This window comes from Alphaproteobacteria bacterium (genome assembly GCA_030739735.1).
Lineage (GTDB): Bacteria > Pseudomonadota > Alphaproteobacteria > UBA7887 > UBA7887 > UBA7887.
The window spans coordinates 23,357-45,149 of record JASLYQ010000008.1 but is presented as its reverse complement, the minus strand read 5'-3'; the positions used below and the strand labels follow the sequence as shown (position 1 = coordinate 45,149).

The following is a 21,793-nucleotide window of genomic DNA, read 5'->3' as shown; positions in this document are numbered from 1 at the left end:
GGGAAGTAAGATCCCATGGCACCGGCGTCGGCGCCCGAAATTGCCGCTGCAGCCGTGCCAGAAGGAGGCATCGAAGGGTTGCGGCCGAGGCGGCTGGCGATGCTCACACCCACTCTATAGTCTCGCGCCATGGCCAAGGATGCAATGACGGGGGGGGATCGTCCGGCGGGCTTGCCGCCGGCGGTGACTGCGGCAGTATGGATGCTGCTCGGCTGCCTCTGCTTCTCTTCCATGAACGGCATCGTGCGCCATCTCTCGCAACAGGAGTTGCCCACACTGGTGATCGTCTTTTTCCGCAGCCTGTTCGGGCTGTTGGCGATGCTGCCGTGGCTGCTGCGACCGGGTCTAACCTCGCTCAGACCTGGGCGTATCGATCTGCACACGCTCCGTGTGGCGCTGGCGCTGGTGGCGATGGTGGCGTGGTTCTACGGGCTCGGCCTGATGCCGTTGGCCGAGGCGACGGCGCTTAGCTTTACGACGCCGCTGTTCGCGTCCATCGCTGCGGTGTTGATTCTCGGCGAGGTGATGCGGGCTAGGCGTTGGACCGCCATCCTGGTTGGCTTCGCCGGCGCCATGATCATCTTGCGCCCAGGCTTTGCCGAGTTTACCACGGCGACGGCTTGCGTCCTCGGTGCGGCGCTACTGATGGCGATCAGCCAGACCGTGGTCAAGCTGCTGGCACCGCTGGAGCATGCCAACGCGACTGTGTTCTGGTTGGTTTTGATGATGACGCCGCTATCGCTGCTGGCGGCGTTGTTCTATTGGCAGACACCGACCCTCTCCCAGCTTGCCTGGCTGTTGCTGCTGGGTGTCGTCGCCACACTCGGCCACCAGGCCCTAGCGCGGGCGCTGCGCGGGGCCGAGGCGACGGCGCTCTACCCGCTCGACTTCACGCGGCTAGTCTTTGCATCCGCTATCGGTTATCTGGCCTTCGCCGAAGTACCCGACAGCTGGACCTGGATTGGCGCCGCGGTGATCGTTTCGAGCTCGGTTTATATCGCACGGCGTGAGGCGGTGCTGCGGCGCCGGTTGGAACAGGCGTGACGGTGCTGGCGCTCTGGTCCGCGCTGCCCGGCAATGCCCGCGGCGCGGCCTGGATCATTCTTGCCGGCTTCTGTTTTGCCACTATGGGCGCGACAGTGAAGCTGCTTGGTGCGCTTGGTCGCTCGGATTCGGGCTACATCGGGTGTTTATTCCACTGGCGGTGCTAGTGCCGATAGAGCGCAGCCACTGGTGAGGTGTGGAGCGTCAGCAACCATACGGGATGAGTGCCGCTCGGCGACGGCATGCCGCTGATGGCGCGGGTGCTGCCTTAGGTCGATACCTTTTCCCAACCTTCACTTCCGGCGTAATCGCGGATGCGGTTCAGCGCCTTTTCGATGTTTTCGATCGAGTTGGCGTAGGAGAAGCGGATATAGCCTTCGCCGAACGCGCCAAAGCTGGTGCCGGCGATGGCAGCGATGTGCAGCGTCTCCAGCAAAAAGTTTTCCATGGCCTTGGCGCTTACGCCCGTGCCCGAGATGTTGGGCATAGTATAAAATGCGCCTGTCGGCAGGATAGAGCTCATGCCAGGAATCTGGTTGGTCCAGGCCACGATGGCTTTGCGGCGGGTGTCAAAGGCGGTGCGCATCTTCTCGACAGAATCCTGCGGGCCTTGCAGGGCGGCCATGGCGGCGAATTGTGTCGCGGTGTTTGTGCAGCTCACAGAGTTAATGTTGAGGCGCGTTACGAGATCGACCAGCGGCGCCGGCCAAATGCCGTAGCCGATGCGCCAGCCTGTCATCGCATAGGTTTTGCTCCAACCGTCTAGGATGATCAGGCGGTTGCGCAGAGACTGATAGCCGAGCAAGGAAACAAACTCGGTGTTGTCATAGAGCAACCGGGCGTAGATCTCATCTGACATCACCGTGACCTGGGGATGCGCCTCCAGGCCGGCGACGAGCTTGTCGAATTGCTCGCGCGGCACCACGCCGCCGGTCGGGTTGGCGGGGCTGTTGAGGATAATTAGCCGTGTTTCAGGTGTGATCTGTGCCAGTACCTCGTTGGCATCGAAGGCGAAACCGTTTTCCTCTCTCAGCGCGATTGGCACCGGCTTTGCGCCAGAATAACGGATCACCGACTCGTAGATTGGGAAGCCTGGATTGGGATACATAATCTCGGTGCCGGGGCCGCCGAAGATGAGGATAGCATACCACATTGTCACCTTCCCCCCGGGGACGATGACCACCGTATCAGGGTCAATTGTAACGCCGCGATAGGTCGCAATATCGGCTGCTACGGCCTCGCGCAGGGGTAAAATGCCGTTGCCCGGGGCGTAGCCGTGATGGCCGTCGTCGAGCGCCTTCTTGGCAGCTTCGACCACATGCTCCGGTGTGCGGAAATCTGGCTGGCCGATGCCGAGATTAATCACCTCATAGCCTTCGCGGGTGATTTCGTTAGCACGCGCCAGCACCTCGAAGGCACTTTCTGTGCCGAGCCGCCCCATACCGTCGTTGATCTCGAAGTCTGACAGTCGCATAGCATTCTCCCGTCGGGGCGGCGGAGTATGGGGCGCAATGTGGGTCGCCGCAAGGCGCGCTTGCGCGCCATGCTTGGCGGGCGTAGCTTGACGCCGTATTTTCCGAGATTGTTTGCCAAGGACCCTATCGCATGGGCTTTTTCGCCGAACGACTTAGCCGCATCAAGCCATCGCCGACCATGGCCGTCACGGGTCGTGCTCGGGAGCTCAAGGCAGCTGGCCACGATGTCATCGGACTGGGGGCGGGCGAGCCCGATTTTGACACTCCGGACCACGTCAAGGAGGCGGCAATCGCCGCTATCCAGGCGGGCCACACAAAATACACGGCGGTCGACGGTACGCCCGAGCTGAAAGAGGCAATTTGCGCCAAGTTCAAGCGCGACAACAGTCTGGATTATACGCCGGCGCAGATCAATGTCGGGGTCGGCGGCAAGCAGGTGCTGTTCAATGCCCTGCTGGCGACGGTCGAAGAGGACGACGAGGTCATCATCCCAGCGCCCTATTGGGTTTCCTATCCGGATATAGCCCTGCTCGCCGGCGGCACGCCCGTGATCGTGCCGTCGAGCGCTGAGACGGGATTTCGCATACGGCCCGAGGATCTCGAAGCGGCCATCACGCCGCGCAGCAAGTGGCTGATCCTAAACTCACCGTCGAACCCCTCTGGCGCCGCCTATAATCGTGACGAGCTCAGGGCCATGGCTGATGTGCTGCTGCGTTATCCTCATGTCTGGGTCATGGTGGACGATATCTACGAGAAGATCGTATATGACGATTTTGTCTTCAATACGCTGGCCGAGATTGAGCCGGCGCTTTACGAGCGTACGCTGACCGTTAACGGTGTCTCCAAGGCCTTTGCGATGACGGGCTGGCGCATCGGCTATGCTGGCGGGCCAGAGGCGCTGATCAAGGCTATGGGCAAGATCCAGTCGCAAAGCACCTCCAACCCAACCTCGATTAGCCAGGCGGCGGCGGTCGTGGCGCTCAACGGCGGTCAGGGTTTTCTGGTCGAGCGCAACGCGGCCTTTAAGGTGCGCCGCGATAACGTGGTTGCCGCGCTCAATGAGGTGCCGGGGCTTAGCTGCCTGACACCGGAAGGTGCCTTCTACGTTTATCCGAGTTGCGCCGGTGTGGTTGGCCGCAAGACGCCTGACGGTACGGTGATCGAAGACAGCGAGGGCTTCGCCACCTACCTGCTCGAAAGCGTCGGTGTTGCCGTGGTGCATGGCACAGCGTTCGGACTCGACCCGCATTTTCGCATATCCTACGCTACGTCGGACGTAGTCTTGGCTGAGGCCTGTGCGCGCATCCGCAAGGCGACGGAAGCGATAACCTGACGGAGCAGTAGCATGGATAGTGACATCTCCCACGATATTGCGTTTTCAGCCTGTCCGCACGATTGTCCGAGTACTTGTGCGCTGGAGGTCGAGCGTCTCGATGCTGCGACTATCGGCCGGATCCATGGCGCCCGGGACAACAGCTACACGGCGGGTGTTGTCTGTGCCAAGGTGGCGCGTTACGCTGAGCGCGTGCACAACCCCGGCCGTCTGCGTGAGCCTCTGCGTAAGATGGCCGACGGCAGCTTTCAGCCCATTGCCTGGGACGATGCCCTCGACGAACTTGCGGAGGCATTCACCGTTGCGACCCAGCGCTACGGCGCCGAGACGGTGTGGCCCTATTTCTATGCCGGCACCATGGGATTGTTGCAGCGCGATGGCATCAATCGGCTGCGGCATGTGATGGGCTATTCGGGTCAGCACAGCACCATCTGCAACGCTTTGGCAATTGCTGGCTGGACGGCGGGGGCCGGCCGGGTGCTCGGTCCCGATCCGCGCGAGATGGCGCAGTCCGATCTGATCGTCATGTGGGGTGGCAACCCGGCCTCAACCCAGGTCAACGCCATGACCCATATCCAGCGGGCGCGCAAGGCGCGCGGTGCTAAGCTTGTAGTGATCGATCCCTACCGCACGCGGACAGCTGCCGTTGCCGACACGCATCTGGCGTTGCGCCCGGGCACGGACGGCGCGCTGGCCTGTGCGGTCATGCATGTGCTGTTCCGCGACGGTTACGCCGATCATGACTACATGGCTCGCTATGCCGATTGTCCGGAGCGCCTGCATCAACACCTGAGCACGCGAAACCCCGTCTGGGCGGCGGAGATCACCGGTCTGGACGAAAACGCAATCGAGGAATTTGCCAGCCTCTACGGCAGTACGGAGCGCAGTTATATTCGCCTCGGCTACGGCTTCACACGCTCGCGCAACGGCGCTGCCAATATGCATGCGGCGATGTCGCTGGCTACTGTTACCGGCTCTTGGCGGCACGAAGGCGGCGGCGCCTTCTACAACAACGGCGATATCTATCACTGGGACAAGACGCTGATCGAGGGCCTGGATGCCTGTGATAAGGGTGTGCGCGTCTTGGATATGTCGCGCATCGGCCCGGTGCTCACCGGCGACAAGAAAGATCTCGGCGACGGTCCGCCTGTCACGGCGATGCTGGTGCAGAACACCAACCCAGCTGTGGTGGCGCCTGAATCGACACTGGTCAACGATGGCCTCGCACGCGATGACCTGTTTCTTTGCGTGCACGAACAGTTCATGACTGAGACCGCTGCTCACGCGGACCTGGTACTACCGGCCACCACCTTCCTCGAGCACGACGACATCTACCAGGGAGGCGGTCACCAACACATTATACTGGGGCCGAGGGTGATCGAGCCGCTGGCGGAGACGCGCTCTAACCACGAGTTGATTTGTGCGCTGGCTAAGCGTTTGGGTGCCGAGCATCCGGGCTTTGCTATGAGCACCAATGAGATTATCGACGCGACCTTGCAGTCATCGGGTTGGGGTACCTTGACTGAGTTGCAGGAGACCCACTGGATCGATTGCCAGCCGGACTTCGCCACCTCGCATTTTCTCGACGGCTTTCCGACGTCTGACGGCAAGTTTCATTTCTCACCAGATTGGTCGCGCATCGGCCCGAATCATGAGCGCATGCCCGACTTGCCAGATCATTTCAATATCATCGAGGCTGCGGACGAGCGCCATCCCTTCCGCCTGGTGGCGGCACCGGCGCACAACTATCTGAACTCGAGCTTCACCGAGACGCCAACGAGCCAGAAGAAGGAGGAGCGGCCGCGGGCGTTGCTGCACCCTGACGATGCGGCGCGACTTGGCGCCGGGGAGGGCCGGCGTCTACGCATGGGCAACGACCGTGGCGAGGTCGTCGTGCACGCCAAACTGTTTGACGGCTTGCAGCCCGGCGTCGTGGTGGTTGAGAGCATTTGGCCCAACGGCGCCTTCGAGGGTGGGGTAGGGCTCAACACTCTGATCGCGGCCGAGGCTGGGCCGCCCAATGGCGGAGCGGTCATTCACGACACGTCGGTGTGGTTGCGCACGGCCTGAACGTTGCTCAAGTTCCGGTGAGCGATTTTGCGAGGGCTGTCGCCATGCGCCGTGCAGCGCGGGGCTAAGAGGGTGGAGACCATCAATGTTGATCAAGACCCTACCCGGCTGGGGCTTGTCGGAGCGCGCTGTAACGCCCGAGTCGCAGTATGTTGATCGTCGTCAGCTAGCCAAGGGACTGGCCGCGGGAAGCCTGCTCGCGGCAACGCCGCTCGGCAATCTCGCCGCGGCCGAGGAGCCTCCCACGGCCGATCTCTATCCGGCACCCCGCAAAGAGGCGCTGTCTGTCGAGTTCTCGGTGACCAAGAAGAGCATCACCGGCACCCACAACAATTTCTATGAGTTTGGCTCCCATAAGAATATCTGGCAAGCGGCGCAAGATCTGTCCATCACGCCGTGGAATGTGACTATCGATGGCCTCGTGGAGAAGAAAATCCACATTGAGGCCGAGGATCTGATCCGGCGTATGCCACTGGAGGAGCGCATCACGCGCCACCGCTGCGTCGAGGCCTGGGCCATGACCATACCGTGGACCGGGTTTCCGCTGGCCAGGCTCGTCGAGTTTGCGCGTCCCCTGGCCTCGGCCAAGTTTCTGGTCATGCAAACCTTTTTTGATTCCGAGGTAGGTCGCAACCAGCGTCAGAGGTACTTTCCCTGGCCTTACACTGAAGCGCTGACGCTGGCCGAAGCGACTAATGAACTGGCTTTGATTGTCACTGGCGCCTATGGCGCGCCGATGGCGAAGCAATATGGCTCACCGCTGCGCCTTGCCGTGCCCTGGAAGTACGGCTTTAAGCATATCAAGTCGATCGTTCGCTTCATGTTTGCCGAGAACCGGCCAAAGACATTCTGGGAGGAAATCGGACCTACCGAGTACGGCTTCTGGGCTAACGTCAACCCCGAGTTTTCGCACCCACGCTGGAGCCAGGCGAGCGAGCGCGAGTTAGGCACGGGCGATCGTGTTGCGACCAAGCTTTACAACGGCTATGGCGAGTTCGTGGCCCACCTTTACGCAGATCTGCCCCAGGACCGCCGCTTGTTCATGTAGCCGCGGTGTAGAGGCACCAGCCGAGGCTGGGCTGATCTTGACTCTAGACGGAGCTATTGTGCGCGATGGGAGATTTGCCAGATCGCATTTCTGTTTTGTGAGTCGAGCCTCCACAACTGGCACAAAATTTTGGTAGATTTCTCCAGACATTATTTTAAACCCGCCGCGGGTTACCTATATAGCCAGTCAAGGTAAAATCAAGTTGATTAGTATGATACTGAACTGTCATCTTGTGCGGAGGGCCTGCCGCTTCTCGCGAGTCAACTGGCTGGGCATCTTCAATCAAAAATTTTACTGAGTCATTGAACCGAGACGGCTGCTCCTCAAAGCGGCTCCTCAGTCAATTTTCTGAGCAGAAAGTCGCGGAAGACCATGACCCGCTGCGACTGTTTGAGTTCTTCTGGGTAGACGAAGTAGCCGTCTGCCGCCGGTGGTTCAGCCTCCGGCAGGATGCGCACCAATTGCGGGTTCTGCCTACCCATGAACGCAGGCAGGAGGGCGATGCCGATGCCCGTCTCGACTGCGCGCAGGATGCCGTACAGGTTGTTGACGGTGAAGGCGGGTTGGAATTCGGCATCGATCTCACGTAGGGCATCTGCCAGCCAATTGATGTGCAGAAACGGAATCGAGACCCGGTCGCCATAGGTAACGACGCGGTGACCGGTCAAATCTTCCATACTGCGAGGTGTGCCGAAGCGATTGAGGTAGTCAGCGATAGCGAAAACTGCAAAGCGCCCCCGGAAAAGCCGGCGCTGGATCAGGTCAGGCTGGCGTGGTGGCGCCATACGGATGGCGACGTCGGCCTCGCGCATCGACAAATCAAGCTCGTCCTCACCGACCAGTAGCGCCACTGCGATATCCGGGTAATTGTCGAGAAACTCGCTGATAACGCCAGTCAACCACATGGAGCCGAAACCGACGGTAGTGTTGATACGCAACAGGCCCTGCGGCCGCTCCTTGCTTTCACTGAGCAACATTTCGGCTGCGGTCAGCTTAGCGAAGACCTCGCTCGTGGTTTGGTGCAACAACTCGCCTTGTTCGGTCAGAATAAGCCCGCGTGCGTGGCGGTGGAACAGAGGTACTTTCAGGGTTTCTTCGAGGCTACGAATTTGCCGGCTCACTGCCGATTGGCTGAGATCGAGAGAGTCGCCTGCATGCGTAAAGCTGCCGGCCCCGGCGACAACGTGGAATATGCGAAGCTTATCCCAGTCCATAGGTGATCTTAGCCCTTATTCGGCCGCTGCCGCTACCTCCGCGGAGGCCAGGAAGTGCTCTGCCTCCAAAGCGGCCATGCAACCACTGCCGGCGGCGGTGACTGCCTGGCGGAAACGCTTGTCCTGAACGTCGCCCGCGGCAAACACGCCGGCAATATTTGTCACTGTACTATTCGGTGCGGTGCGGATGTAGCCATCGTCGTCCACATCAACCTGGCCGGCGAAGAGATCCGTGACGGGGTTGTGGCCGATGGCGATGAACACGCCGTCTGTCGTAAGCTCGCGGGTCTCGTTGTTCTTTACGTTGCGCAGCCGCACGCCTGTTACTGTCGGCGGCATGCCTTGGGCGAGAATATCCTCGACGACGCTGTTCCAGGCTATCTCGACCTTATCGCGGCGCAGCAGGCGCTCTTGTAGAATTCGCTCGGCACGTAAAGCATCGCGCCGGTGTACCAGGGTCACTTTCGAGGCAAGGTTAGCGAGAAACAAGGCTTCCTCTACCGCCGTGTTGCCGCCACCAACGACCACCACTTCGCGACCGCGATAGAAAAATCCGTCGCAGGTGGCGCAGGCGGAGACGCCAAATCCCTGCAGCCGGGACTCGGACTCCAGGCCCAGCCAGCGCGCCTGGGCGCCAGTGGCGATGATCAGGGCATCACCAAGATAAGCATCGCCGCCGTCACCCGTCGCCTCGAAGGGTCGCCGGCTGAGGTCGACCGCAGTGACGATATCGTTGACGAAGTCGGTGCCTACCTTGCGTGCCTGCTCGGTCATTTGTTCCATTAGCCAAGGGCCCTGAACCACGTCGGCGAAGCCTGGATAGTTCTCTACATCGGTGGTGATGGTCATTTGCCCGCCCGGCTGAATGCCGTGCACAAGCCGCGGCTCGAGATCGGCGCGAGCGGCATAGATGGCGGCGGTCAAGCCGGCGGGGCCTGAGCCGAGAATGAGAACCTTGGAGTGGTGGCAGTCGGGCACGATGTTGGCTCCTGCTATGCTGCAGTCTTTACTTATAGCAAGTCGCGTTCGCGAATGGCGCGTGCGACGCTGGAGGCATCGTCGAGTGGTGTGGTGTCGGGCTGATAAAGGTCTTTTGTGGCGGTTTCCAGGGGGCGTGCGAGGCCGGCAGCGTAAAGCGCCTTGTGCAGGATGCGGTGCTTGCCGGCGATCATATCGGCTGCGGCGAAGATATAGACGGGCAGGCCGCTGGCACAGGCTTCGGTGCACATGCCGGTCGAATCGCCTGTCACGACAAGGGTATCGGCAAGGGCCAGGTAACCGAGATAGGGATTGTCCGTGCCGTCCTCGGACCAGTCGTAACGGTGCAGTGGCCTGAGTTGGCTGGCAAGGATGTCACGAACGGATACGGGCGTGCGCCGACTGCTTGTCATCATGATGGAACCCCCGATGACGCGGATTTGCGCGGCCAGTAACTCGGCATCGTCAGGCGCGAAATTGCGCCGCCCCGTCGTCCCCCCCAGCAAGAGCGCGATTCGCGGCCGCGGCATCCTATCCAGCCGCGGTGCCCACACCTCTCCTGCCTCCGCTAGGCGCTGCCGCGTGACACGGTGGGGAGCGCCAACCGTGCGCACGACAGTTGCGAACTCCTGTTGCCGGTCGTGGGCAGGCAGCGCAATCAGATCGAAATCCGCGGCACCCACGCCGGGCCACATGCATTGCACGCAGCGTAGCCCGGGCGCCTTACGACGCAGGGCTCTGGCAACGGGCACTGTGCGCCGGCCGGCGGCGATCACCAGCACTGGCCAGGGCGGCGCAAGCGTGCCACGGGTCTCGCTCGTCAGATGATCTAAACTTGCGCCGAGCAACGCATTGGGAAGCTGGGCTAGATCGTTGTAACGGAGCCGCTTGGTATCGAACGGAGCGTCCAGCGCTTCGGCCACGGCCACGGCCTGGTTGGCGTGCCCTACGCGATCATCGGCAAGAACCCAGATACGCTCGGCCGGGTCGCTCACCGAAAGTCCACGGAGACAATCTCGTAGCCTTTGGTGCCCGCGGGTGTTTCGACGATGACGCTATCGCCAACAGACTTGTTGATCACCGCGCGCGCGATCGGCGCCGTGATCGAGAGTCGTCCCTCCGCGACATCCGCTTCATCGACGCCGACCAGTTGATAGGTGACTTCCTCGCCGGTATCTTCATCTACCAATGTGATGGCAGCGCCGAACTTGACCGTCTCGCCCGACAGCTTGTCGACATCGATCACCTGGGCGCGACCGAGCTTGTCTTCAATCTCGCGCACTCGGCCCTCAATGAAGCTTTGGCGCTCACGGGCAGCGTGATACTCAGCATTCTCGGACAGATCGCCGTGTTCACGCGCCTCCGAGATCGCCCGGATCACGGCCGGTCGGTCTTCGCTCTTCAACTTCTTCAATTCCGCTTCGAGCCGTTGATAGCCCGTCGCGGTCATGGGCACACGTTCCATGATCCGTCCATCGTCATTGCGGAGAGGCGCCATGCGGGCACCAAGTATCCAGAAGGTCTAAGTGTAAGATTGTAACGATGCTACTTCAAGGGCGCCTCGGCGAAGGGCTGCGATCGCCTCGGTCACGGCGCGGCTGCCAGCCACGGTGGTATAGTAGGGGACCCGGTTCGCCAAAGCCGCCCGGCGCAGGCTGTAACTGTCCTTGATGGCCTGGGCGCCTTCGGTCGTGTTGAGGATCAGCGCGACCGCGCCGTCCGATATGGCGTCAACCAAATGCGGGCGCCCCTCTCGAACCTTGCGTATGCGCGTCACGACGAGGCCAGCATCCTCAAGATATTTTGCGGTGCCTGCCGTTGCAATCAGCAAAAAGCCCATTTCCGAAAGGCTGCGGCCGACCTCGGCCATCGCCGGCTTGTCACTGTCGCGTACCGAGATGAACACGTTCCCACCATCAGGCAGGCGCGTGCCGCTCGCAATTTGTGACTTTGCAAAAGCGCGCCCGAAGTCCGAATCTAGCCCCATCACCTCGCCCGTGGACTTCATCTCCGGGCCGAGCAGAACGTCGACCCCGGGAAAGCGGGCAAAGGGAAATACGGCTTCCTTAACTGCGACATGGCCGCCGCGCCCACGCGCGAGGTCGAAATCGCTCAGAGATTCACCGGTCATCAGTCGTGCGGCGATCTTGGCAATGGGTGTGCCTGTCGCTTTGGCAACGAACGGCACGGTGCGGCTGGCCCGGGGATTGACCTCAATGATGTAGACCTGATCTGTGCCATCATCGGCACGCTTAACCGCAAACTGTACGTTCATCAACCCGACCACGCCAAGAGCTCTGGCCAGCGCTTCTGTTTGCCGTTCTATCTCGGAAATTATCTCGCTAGATAATGAATGGGGCGGTAATGAACAGGCGGAGTCGCCCGAGTGAATGCCAGCCTCTTCAATATGCTCCATTACGCCCGCCACATGGACAGCCTCGCCGTCGGCGAGCGCGTCGACATCTACTTCGATAGCATCGGCTAGGAAGCGGTCGATGAGGATCGGCGCATCGCCAAATAGGCGTACAGCGCGGCCTACATAGTCGCTCAGCATGTGGCTGTTGCCGACGATCTCCATCGCCCGGCCGCCCAGAACGTACGAGGGGCGTACCAGAACTGGATAGCCGATGCGTTCGGCGATCGCCACGGCCTCCTCGACGGTGGTGCAAGTGCCGTTGTCGGGCTGCTTCAGATTGAGTTGCGCTAGTAATTGCTGGAACCGCTTGCGGTCTTCGGCGAGGTCGATGGCATCGGGCGAGGTGCCGATGATAGGTACACCCGCCGCCTCCAGGGCCCGGGCGAGCTTGAGCGGCGTTTGTCCACCATACTGGACCACGAGGCCGAGTAGGGTGCCTCGCGTGGCCTCGAGGCGCGCGATCTCGATGACATCCTCCGCGGTCAGCGGCTCGAAGTAGAGCCGATCCGAGGTGTCGTAGTCGGTCGAAACGGTCTCAGGGTTGCAGTTTACCATAATGGTCTCAATGCCAGCCTCGCGCAGCGCATACGCGGCGTGGACGCAGCAATAGTCAAATTCGATACCCTGGCCGATACGGTTAGGACCGCCGCCAAGGATCATCACCTTGCGGCGCTCGCTCGCCTGGGCCTCGCATTCTGGCTCGCCGCCATCCCAGGCCGGGGTTTCGTAGGTCGAATAGAAGTAAGGCGTCTGTGCGTCGAATTCGGCGGCACAGGTATCGACACGCTTGAAGACCGGGTGCACGTTGAGCGCGACACGCTTGGCCGACACCATCGCTTCATCACAGCCGGCGAGTGTCGCTAGACGCGCATCCGAAAAGCCCAATCCTTTTAATGCGGTAAGCGCCTGTGCATCGTCCGGGAGCCCTTGTGCCTCGACTCGGCGCTCGGCAGCGACGATGTGCTCTATCTCGCGCAGAAACCAAGGATCGTAGCTGCAGGCGTCATGCACTTCATCGACACTGAGACCCGCACGCAACGCCTGAGCGATGACCAGGAGTCGGTCCGGCGTCGGTTGGGCCAGGGAGGCAAGAATGCCATCGCGGTCGTTGGCAATCTCCACCGGATCAAGCCCGGTGAGGCCGGTCTCCATGGAGCGCAGGGCTTTTTGTAAGGATTCGGCAAAGCTGCGACCCATCGACATGGCCTCGCCGACAGACTTCATTGCCGTGGTCAGGAGCGGCTCGGTGCCGGGAAACTTCTCGAAGGTGAAGCGCGGCATCTTGGTGACTACGTAATCAATGGTCGGTTCGAAGGAGGCCGGCGTGCTCCCGGTAATGTCGTTCTGCACCTCGTCGAGGGTGTACCCCACCGCAAGCTTGGCGGCGACCTTGGCAATGGGAAAGCCCGTGGCTTTTGATGCCAGTGCCGAAGAGCGTGAGACGCGTGGGTTCATCTCGATCACCACTAGGCGCCCGGTCGCGGGATCGACGGCAAACTGGACGTTCGAGCCTCCCGTCTCCACCCCGATCTCGCGCAGCACTGCGATCGAGGCGTCGCGCATGATCTGGTATTCTTTGTCGGTCAGTGTTAACGCTGGCGCCACAGTGACGCTGTCGCCAGTGTGCACGCCCATGGGATCGACGTTCTCGATCGAGCAGACGATAATGCAGTTGTCCGCGCGGTCGCGGATCACCTCCATTTCGTATTCCTTCCAGCCGATGATCGATTCCTCGATCAGCACCTTGTCGATCGGCGAAGCGTCAAGGCCAGCGGTGACGATGCGCTCGAACTCTTCGCGATTGTAAGCAACGCCGCCGCCGGTTCCGCCCAACGTAAACGAAGGCCGGACGATCATTGGCAACCCGAGACTGTCAAGAATGACCTGCGCTTCATCCAACGAATGTGCCACCGCGCCGCGCGGCGTCTCCAGGCCGATACGCGCCATTGCCGCGGCGAACTGGTCGCGGTCCTCGGCCATGGCGATCGCCTTCTGATTGGCGCCGATCAGGGCAACGCCATAGCGCTCCAGGGTGCCGTCCTCGGCCAGGGAGAATGCAGTGTTTAGAGCGGTCTGCCCCCCCATGGTGGGCAGTACCGCATCGGGGCGCTCGACGGCGATGATTTTTGCCACCATCTCGGGCGTGATCGGCTCGATATAGGTGGCATCGGCCGTATCCGGGTCGGTCATGATGGTCGCCGGGTTGGAATTGACCAGCACCACACGATAGTTTTCGTCGCGCAGCGCCTTACAGGCCTGAGTGCCGGAATAGTCGAACTCGCAGGCTTGGCCGATCACGATCGGCCCAGCGCCGATTACCAGGATCGAATGTATGTCGTCACGTTTGGGCATACGCGTCCTGTTTTAGGTTCCGTGATACTCGCGATACCATTCGACGAAGCGGGGAATGCCTTCGTCGATGGCGGTGCGGGGCACGAAACCGGTATCGCGCCGCAGGTCGTCGATATCGGCATAGGTCTTGGGCACATCGCCAGGCTGTATCGGCAGCAAGATCTTTTCCGCAGTCTTTCCTAGGGCCTGCTCGATCAGCCCTATGAAACGCAAAAGCGCCTCCGGAGTGTTGTTGCCGATATTGTAGAGGCGGTGCGGCGCGTTGCTGCCGTCGTCCGCCGGTGGTCGAGCAAGCACCCGCAGCACACCGTCGACGATGTCATCGATATACGTGAAATCGCGGCGCATGTCGCCGTGATTGTAGACCGCGATCGGCCGGCCTTCAAAAATCGCCTTGGTAAAGATATAGGTGGCCATATCAGGCCGGCCCCAAGGGCCGTAGACAGTGAAGAAACGCAGGCCTGTCGATGGTATGCGGAAAAGATGGGCATAGGTATGGCCCATCAGCTCGCCGGCGCGTTTGGTCGCGGCATAGAGCGAGATCGGCGTGTCCACGCGGTCGGTTATGGCGAATGGCTGCTTTGTATTGCCGCCATAGACCGAGCTTGAGCTAGCATAGACCAAGTGCTCGAGTCCGTCCGCAGCGCGGCACATCTCGAGAACAACGAGTTGGCCGGCGATATTGCTGCGGACGTAGTCCATGGGGTGCTCAACGGAGTGGCGCACGCCGGCTTGGGCTGCGAAGTGCACCACAGCACGCAGGGGCTTGGCTGCTGCTGCCGCTGCGGCCATGGCCTCGGCGTCGGTGATGTCGGCGCGGTGGAAGGTGAAGCCTGCGCGTTTCTCGATCCGGGCTAGGCGAGCGCGCTTGAGCGCAGGGTCGTAATAGGCGTTGAGGTTGTCCACACCATGTACCTGCTCGCCCTGGGCCAGGAGGGCTTGACAGACATGAGAGCCGATGAAACCGGCAGCGCCGGTAACGAGGACGCTCACGGGACGGGGCGCGCCAGGGGCCCTTCGGGCATGCGCAGAACAGCCTTCTCATGACCCCGGTCGAAAGTGAAAATATGCGGCGGCATACCGGAGAAACCCACACCCTTCAAGGCGCGGTGGTAAATACTCGCCTCTTCATATGTCACCGGTCCTATGGTCTCAGGCAGGTCAAAACGGCTGGTTATCAGCGATGAATAGACGCAGCCGGTCATGCAGTCGGGCCAGGGGTTGATGATGCGGGTCATGCGCTGGACCAGCAGCGAGAAATCGGCCGGCTCTTCCATTGCCGTGGTCTCAGCCAGGGTGAATGGATTGGGACCGCGTAACCCGCCGGCAATGGTCAGCACGATGTCGGAGTCTCTGACCACCCGTGCTGCCGCCTTTTCGGAGTCGAAGCCGAACGGGAACGAATCGTCAATCATCAAGGTTCCAGACCGTAGCTTGTCCACGTCGACTACCAGCGGCGTCGAGGTTGCCGAGAGGATTAGCGTACAGCGGTCATACATCCATTCGGGTAGGGAAGATTTGCGGTCGATGGTCACTACCTTGACCTCGCCGGGCAACTCAGCCTTGAGGTCTGCCAGGCGCGCGCTCTTCTCGGGCACATCGACGAGATAGATTCGCCGTGGCGCAGCCACCCTATTGAGCAGCTTAACGATGCCTGTGCCGATTGAGCCCACGCCGACGAACGCCGCAATCTCGTCCTCATAGCGCCTGCCGGCGCCTTCGAGAACCGTGGCGACATTGAAGGCGAACGCGGCGACCACGGCCGCATGGCCGGTGGTCAGCGACAGCGTGGGCCCGCCCTTGGCGGCGACGGCGTCGGCAATGGCGCGGCCGAAGTCGGTGGCCGCTGGGATCATGCCGGTAAATGAGACGCAGCGTGCGCCCGCGCGGCGCGCCAGGTTGACGCCGGCTACCGCCGCTGCGACTGTTGTCGCGCGATCCTCGAATAGGGTCATGTCGACGACCGGGATTAAAATCGTGCCGACACGCCCGTAGGGACTGTCGAAGATGTGGGTCAGCAGTGGTTCGCCGGCCAAGGTCTCGGCGCACAGTTCCCGCGCGCTCTTGACCTCGCGAGAATGTTGCTGGAGGGAGGGCCGCTCGGCAGGAAATGCCACCAACGAGGCGGCATCGATCTGGGGCAGGGGCGCGGCAGTCATAATGGCTCCGGAGGCGAATTTGCGCGGCTCCCAATCAATAGCATAGTGCTGCGCCGGCTGCGAGCCCAGAGCCTCGATCCCATATTTTGGATTACAGGTCGGGTTGACGGACAAGGCGATCAGCCGGTGGGTAGAATCAGCAATCAATCGGTCAGTTAATTAAGGAAAATTCATCGAAGGTTATCTGGGAAATGTCGATAGATATCAGGCGGTAGCGGCCAAAGCCTCTTCGGTCCAGGGTTCCACTGGCGTTGATTCCAGGCACCAATTGGCCTCGTCGGCGAACAAGGCGCGCAATACCGCGTTGTTCAACGTGTGCCCGGTACAGCTCGCCTCGATCCGCGCCAGCAGGGGTGCGCCGGCCAGATAAAGGTCGCCAAGACAATCAAGCATCTTATGCCGCACGAACTCGTCTGCGAAACGCAGGCCGCCCTCGTTGAGCACTTGGCCGTCTCCCACAACGATGGCGTTGTCCAGGCTGCCGCCCTGGGCCAGGCCGGCGGCACGCAAGGCCGCGACTTCGTCCGCCATGGCAAAGGTGCGGGCCCCCGATAGCGCGCTCCTGAAAAGTGTGTCGTCGCAAACCGCATCCAAGCTTTGCCGCCCAATGACCGGATTATCGAAATCGATTTCCACAGCCATGGACAGGACCGGATCTGGAAGCAACATGATGTGCCCCGAGCCGTTCTCCGCCGTGACCGGCCGTAGCACCCGGATGCACTGGCGCAGCGCTGGCACGGTATTCCGGCCGGCGCAGTCCAGCAGGAACACAAAAGGCTCCGAACTGCCATCCATTGCCGGGACTTCGGGGCCATCGATCTCGACCTCTAGATTGTCGATGCCACAGCCCCAGGCGGCCGCCATCAGATGCTCGACTGTGGCAACGCTGGCGTCACTCTCTCCACCGAGGGTAGTACCGAGACGGGTATCGGTGACCGCATCGAAGCGCGCTGGCACGCGGGCCCCGGCGAGATCGGCACGCACGAACATGATCCCGCTTCCTGCAGGCGCTGGCCTCAATGTCATCCGCACGGTCTGACCACCATGCAGGCCGATGCCCGCACAGCAAATAGAATTGTGAATCGTCGTTTGGTAGCTTGTCGTCACCTGGTCCCCGCCTTGATCTTGTGACGGCATATCCGTCTCATCCAGCCCGCTTGAGAGCCTGAAAGTGCTTGTAACAAGCGCTTTACGAACCCTCAAATCAATCTTTGTTACCGAATGTTACGCCTAGGGGCTGTCCTAATTTAATGGCTTTTTAGTTTTGCATTCACCCACGCCTTCAATTGGCTAAACAGCTCTCGGTGATCACCTCCGTTGAACCCCTGGCAGCACTCCTTTAGAAGCAGGGGACAGCTCTGTTTCGGGACTCTATTGAAGCGTTGTAGATGCTGTTTTGCCTCGTTCCAGAAGTTCTCCGATTCCGTTGATGTGGTTCCGTTCTTCGATGAACCGGCCTGAGTGGTTGATCCACACATGGTGGAAATCTGAGCTGTCCAGGATCATAGCTCGCGAAGTTGTCTGTGTGGACAATAGGAATCAGGCAGAATCATGCGCTCTATGATCGGCATCAACGTGGCCGTCCGGGCATTGCAGATCATCACTGTGCAGACCTTTCTTTCGCGCTTTAAAAGCCAGAAAATCAGGACTTTTCGACAGCGTCTCGACCGCGCTTATCCTTCCTCACACCGCCGAAATAGCTCTCGTCCAATTCGATCTCTCCTGCAAATGGTGACGCCTTTTCCATATCCTCGGCAGTTACCTTGCGAAGGCGCGTGTAGAAACAGACCGCCGTGTTCCGGTGGATGTCGACAAGTTTTTCCACGGTACATGTTGTCGTAACCGCCACAAAGTTCTCGATCAGGCGATCTCGTTTCCGTTCACTGAGCCTGCTCTTGCGCTCCTACATTCTGCCATCCCAGCCTAAGCAAGTGGCTGAGATAGATAGCTCCGGCGCCCTCCTCCTCAGTCAAGTTGATTGCCGGCGGAGGAAGGCTGGGATGTCGAGCAGATCCTCCTCGGCGGTGGTCGGGGTGGGGGGCACGGCTGGGGCCGGAGTGGCGATGCTGGTGACGATAAGCGGTGCCGCCGGTGTCGGTGCGGCCCCCTCCAGAACCAACTCCCGCACTGCGGCCGGTGCGGGTTGGGCTTCCGGCGCCGGTGCTGCCTCAGCTGGGCGACTGCTGCGCTTCATCCATTCGAACAATCGCGGACGAGGCGCCTCGGGCGCGCTATCCGTGGCACCGCTGTCACTGCCGGCGACAGGCGCTATCGGCATCTGCGCTTCTGGCGCCGGGGCGACGGCGGTCCGGTCAGCATCGGAACGGCCTGTCGACATGAGCCGCTCTGGCTCGGGCTCCGCCTGCACTGTGAGTTTAGCCTCCGGCGCAAGCTCTGCCGCGAGGACCGGCTCGGGCGCTGGTGCCTCGGTGATCGGCGTTTCGATCGTCGGGCTGGTCTCGGCAACCGAAGTAGGCACGACTAGTCGCTCGGTGCCGGTCAGCGCGTTGGCATCTCCTTGGCGGTCGTCAATGCCGGTGGCGACCACCGACACGCGGATGTGGCCGGCAAGCTGGTCGTCGAAAGTCGAGCCGAAGATGATGTTGGCTTCCTGATCGACCTGATCGCGGATGTGATTGCAGGCCTCGTCGACTTCGAACAGGGTCATATCGGGTCCGCCGGTGATGTTGACGAGCACGCCATGGGCGCCCTTTAGTGAGACGTCGTCGAGTAGCGGATTGTTGATCGCCGCCTCAGCCGCATCGAGAGAGCGCTTTTCGCCCTCGGCCTCGCCGGTGCCCATCATGGCCTTGCCCATCTCCATCATAACTGCGCGCACGTCGGCAAAATCGAGATTGATTAGGCCTGGCATTACCATCAAGTCGGTGACACCGCGCACACCAGAATAGAGTACGTCGTCAGCCATCTTGAAGGCGTCGGTAAACGTCGTGCTCTCGGTGGCGATGCGGAATAGGTTCTGGTTGGGAATGACGATCAGCGTATCGAGATGGGCCTGCAGTTCATCGATTCCTGCCTCGGCGATGCGCATGCGGTGCTTGCCCTCGAAGAGGAACGGCTTGGTTACCACGCCGACGGTGAGGATGCCGTGCTCACGGGCGCGCTGGGCGATGATTGGCGCAGCACCGGTACCGGTACCACCACCCATGCCGCAAGTGATGAAGGCCATATTACTGCCCTGTAAATGGTCTTCGATAGCATCGAGGGCCTCTTCTGCTGCTTGTCGACCGACATCGGGACGGGCACCGGCGCCGAGGCCCTGGGTCAGCATGGTGCCGAGCTGGATGCGCCGCTCGGTCAGTCCCTGCGACAAGGCTTGTGCATCGGTGTTAGCGACCACAAACTCGACCCCTTCAAGGTGCGAAGTAATCATGTTGTTGACCGCATTACCGCCGGCGCCGCCGACACCGAAGACGGTGATTCTCGGTTTGAGCTCGTGCGTTGCTGGAACGCTGAGATTGATGGTCATTTTGGTCCCTCTCTAAGTAAGCGTTGTACGTTTGTTTGGAGGTAGGTGTATGTGGTTTCAAAAGTTCTCCCTAAGCCAATGGCCGATGCGGCCGAGCCCGCGGGGGGGATCACGAGTCAACTCGTGCCGACGCTCGGCGTTGGGGGAAGAGGTCTCGAAAGCGTGTTGCAACAGACCTGCGGCGACGGCGAAGGCCGGGCCGCTGGTCGATTCGGCAAGGCCGCGCAGGGCGCGCGGTTTACCAAGCCGTACCGGACTATCAAGAATCTGCCCGGCCAAGTTAGCGATGCCGTTCATCTGGCTGGCTCCACCCGTTAGCACCACCCGGTGTCCGGCCAACTCGGCCAAGCCGGAGGTGGCGAGACGGTCGCACACCATCTCGAACGTCTCCTCGAGGCGAGGCCGGATAATGTCAATCAGCTGCGCCCGCGGCACCTGGTCGATGTTGACGCCGATGCTCTCGCCCTCGCCGATGGTGGGGACATCCAGCAGGCGCCTATCGTCGGCTGCATCGGCGATGACGCTACCGTGCAAAGTCTTGATGCGCTCGGCGTTGGCAAGCGGCGTTGCCAGGCCACGCGCGATGTCGTTCGTGACATGGGCGCCGCCGATCGGTAGGCAATCCGTGTGCACCAAACGATCGCCATGGAAGGCTGCGATCGAGGTTGTTCCGGCGCCCAGGTCGACGCAGACTGCGCCAAGCTCGCGCTCATCCTTAACCAGCACAGCCTGGCCGGCGGCATAGGCCGAGAGCACTAGGTCGTCCACGTTGAGATGGCAGCGCGCCAGGCAAGTCGAGAGATTGCGCACAGCGCCGCGGCCCGCGGTCGCCACGTGCATGGTTACCGATAGCCTGTCGCCGAACAACCCGCGTGGGTCGCGGATGCCGGTGACGCCATCGATGCCGTAAGCCACGGGCAGCGCATGCACGACCGTACGGTCGGCAGGCGAGGGTTGGCGCTGGGCAACGTCATGAATGCGGCGCAGGTCGGCGTCGCCGACCTCGTGGCCGCCGATCTCCACTTCGACGGAGAAGCAGCGTGACTGGGGCTGGCCGGATGAAAGATTGATGACGCCGCTGCGCACCGTTTCGCCGGCCATGCTCTCTGCACCATGCACGGCCTCGCGCACGGCTTGTTCTGCCGCTTCGATGTCGATGACCGCGCCGTTGCGCAGGCCGCGGCTGACCTTGTGGCCGACACCGACCACATGCAGCAGGCCATCTCCCTCGTCCTCAGCGATGAGGCAAGCGATCTTGGCTGTGCCCACGTCGAGGGCGACGATCAGGCCGTCGGTGTTAGCACGCGCATAGGACCCTCCTTGCCAACCGCTCATACGTCCGACTCCGAGCCCGGGGCGGGAATGATCGCGTCGGCGGCCGGACGCACGACGAGCCGGTCCGCGTGCCTGAGATCGAGCATGACGAGGGCGCGGTCGAGAATTCTATCGCGCCGTTGCAGCTGCACCAGGCGTTGCCAGGCGTCGGCGACGCTGTGCTCGGGGAGCTTGACCTTGAGCCGGTCGTCGATATTGAGCGTCCAGCGGCGGCGGCCGACCCAGACAGCCGCAGTGACGCGCGCTGCTATTTCAGGCTCATCCGCCAGCACGCTCAGCAGAATCGGCAAGGCGCGCGGCGCGCCTTCGCCGACGACCAGTGGCAGGGTGACGAAGCGTTGCAGAGTCTCGTTGGTCAGCAGTGCACCTTTGTCATCGACTAGCGCCATGCGGCCCTGATGCTGCCAAAGGGCGAACGGCTTGCGCTCGACAATGCGCACATAGAGCGTATCCGGCAGCCGGCGTTCGATACTTGCTGCGGCAACCCAAGATAGCGCTTCGATGCGCGTTCGTGCCGCATCTAAATCAAGCACCAGAATTGCGTCGCCGCGCTCGATACTGAGCGCCTCGCGCAGGCGCTCGAGCGAGACATGGCTGCGGCCGACGACGAAGATCTCCTCTACGGCGAGACCGGCATCGACACTGGCAGTGACAGCCTGGCGCCCGGCCTTCGCGCTAATGGCCTGTATTAGTCCGCTTCGCCAGGTATGAGCGCTGCCGCCCAAGATCAGAAGGAGCACAATTCCCATGGTAAGTTGGCGCACACGCCGTCTATCGAGGCGCAGGCGCCGTTGCTGCGCAGGCTTGCGCGAGCGGGGTTTACGCGCGACCTTCGACTTGCTGCTGGCCGCCTTGCGCGCCCCCGCTCGGCTCACACGGTCC

General features: G+C 61.5%; 17 protein-coding genes and 1 pseudogene. 5 read left to right on the top strand and 13 right to left on the bottom strand.

Features of this window, described 5'->3' with window-relative positions; all coding sequences use genetic code 11:
• Nucleotides 1-144 precede the first annotated feature (144 nt).
• Nucleotides 145-1,044 (top strand): DMT family transporter, encoded by a 900-nt coding sequence (locus tag QF629_05780; protein MDP6013039.1) that lies wholly within the window; start codon nt 145-147, stop codon nt 1,042-1,044.
• Entirely contained in the window at nt 1,041-1,211 is a 171-nt protein-coding gene (locus tag QF629_05775) for a hypothetical protein (GenBank protein MDP6013038.1), read from the top strand. The genes QF629_05780 and QF629_05775 overlap by 4 nt, the downstream gene beginning before the upstream one ends.
• 101 nt (nt 1,212-1,312) lie before the next feature.
• Here QF629_05775 and QF629_05770 read toward each other — a convergent pair whose 3' ends face one another.
• A complete protein-coding gene (locus QF629_05770) occupies nt 1,313-2,518 on the bottom strand; it encodes a pyridoxal phosphate-dependent aminotransferase (protein MDP6013037.1) in 1,206 nt (401 codons plus the stop codon).
• Between the two features lie 131 nt (nt 2,519-2,649).
• Here QF629_05770 and QF629_05765 point away from each other — a divergent pair, with 131 nt between their 5' ends.
• The 3 genes from QF629_05765 to msrP all read left to right on the top strand — a co-directional run bounded on the left by QF629_05765 (nt 2,650) and on the right by msrP (nt 6,970).
• Entirely contained in the window at nt 2,650-3,852 is a 1,203-nt protein-coding gene (locus QF629_05765) for a pyridoxal phosphate-dependent aminotransferase (GenBank protein MDP6013036.1), read from the top strand.
• A 12-nt stretch (nt 3,853-3,864) separates the two neighbouring features.
• A complete protein-coding gene (locus tag QF629_05760; GenBank protein MDP6013035.1) occupies nt 3,865-5,922 on the top strand; it encodes a molybdopterin oxidoreductase family protein in 2,058 nt (685 codons plus the stop codon).
• 85 nt (nt 5,923-6,007) lie between these two features.
• Nucleotides 6,008-6,970, top strand: coding sequence for a protein-methionine-sulfoxide reductase catalytic subunit MsrP (gene msrP, locus QF629_05755; GenBank protein MDP6013034.1), 963 nt, complete (start codon nt 6,008-6,010; stop codon nt 6,968-6,970).
• Between the two features lie 323 nt (nt 6,971-7,293).
• Here msrP and QF629_05750 read toward each other — a convergent pair whose 3' ends face one another.
• The 12 genes and pseudogenes from QF629_05750 to QF629_05695 form a co-directional block, all read right to left on the bottom strand.
• The gene (locus QF629_05750) at nt 7,294-8,184 is read right to left on the bottom strand and encodes a LysR family transcriptional regulator (GenBank protein MDP6013033.1); all 891 of its coding nucleotides are present in this window, start codon (nt 8,182-8,184) and stop codon (nt 7,294-7,296) included.
• Between the two features lie 15 nt (nt 8,185-8,199).
• On the bottom strand, nt 8,200-9,162 hold the full coding sequence (trxB, locus tag QF629_05745) for a thioredoxin-disulfide reductase (GenBank protein MDP6013032.1): 963 nt from the start codon (nt 9,160-9,162) through the stop codon (nt 8,200-8,202).
• A 32-nt stretch (nt 9,163-9,194) separates the two neighbouring features.
• The gene (locus QF629_05740; protein ID MDP6013031.1) at nt 9,195-10,157 is read right to left on the bottom strand and encodes a mitochondrial fission ELM1 family protein; all 963 of its coding nucleotides are present in this window, start codon (nt 10,155-10,157) and stop codon (nt 9,195-9,197) included.
• Complete coding sequence (gene greA, locus QF629_05735; protein MDP6013030.1) at nt 10,154-10,627, bottom strand: transcription elongation factor GreA; 474 nt, start codon at nt 10,625-10,627, stop codon at nt 10,154-10,156. The genes QF629_05740 and greA overlap by 4 nt, the downstream gene beginning before the upstream one ends.
• Before the next feature lie 57 nt (nt 10,628-10,684).
• On the bottom strand, nt 10,685-13,930 hold the full coding sequence (carB, locus tag QF629_05730; GenBank protein MDP6013029.1) for a carbamoyl-phosphate synthase large subunit: 3,246 nt from the start codon (nt 13,928-13,930) through the stop codon (nt 10,685-10,687).
• 12 nt (nt 13,931-13,942) lie between these two features.
• Complete coding sequence (locus QF629_05725) at nt 13,943-14,923, bottom strand: NAD-dependent epimerase/dehydratase family protein (GenBank protein ID MDP6013028.1); 981 nt, start codon at nt 14,921-14,923, stop codon at nt 13,943-13,945.
• Nucleotides 14,920-16,089, bottom strand: a complete 1,170-nt coding sequence (locus QF629_05720; GenBank protein MDP6013027.1) for a hypothetical protein — start codon at nt 16,087-16,089, stop codon at nt 14,920-14,922. The genes QF629_05725 and QF629_05720 overlap by 4 nt, the downstream gene beginning before the upstream one ends.
• A gap of 204 nt (nt 16,090-16,293) precedes the next feature.
• Complete coding sequence (gene lpxC, locus QF629_05715) at nt 16,294-17,226, bottom strand: UDP-3-O-acyl-N-acetylglucosamine deacetylase (GenBank protein MDP6013026.1); 933 nt, start codon at nt 17,224-17,226, stop codon at nt 16,294-16,296.
• Between the two features lie 110 nt (nt 17,227-17,336).
• A pseudogene (locus tag QF629_05710) lies at nt 17,337-17,953 on the bottom strand (IS1595 family transposase).
• A 105-nt stretch (nt 17,954-18,058) separates the two neighbouring features.
• Nucleotides 18,059-19,576 carry a cell division protein FtsZ gene (gene ftsZ / locus QF629_05705; GenBank protein ID MDP6013025.1) on the bottom strand — a complete coding sequence of 506 codons (1,518 nt, stop codon included), beginning with the start codon at nt 19,574-19,576 and terminating at the stop codon, nt 18,059-18,061.
• A gap of 57 nt (nt 19,577-19,633) precedes the next feature.
• Complete coding sequence (gene ftsA / locus QF629_05700; protein MDP6013024.1) at nt 19,634-20,911, bottom strand: cell division protein FtsA; 1,278 nt, start codon at nt 20,909-20,911, stop codon at nt 19,634-19,636.
• Nucleotides 20,908-21,786 (bottom strand): FtsQ-type POTRA domain-containing protein, encoded by an 879-nt coding sequence (locus QF629_05695; protein MDP6013023.1) that lies wholly within the window; start codon nt 21,784-21,786, stop codon nt 20,908-20,910. Before QF629_05695 ends, ftsA begins: the two co-directional genes overlap by 4 nt.
• Between the last annotated feature and the right edge of the window lie 7 nt (nt 21,787-21,793).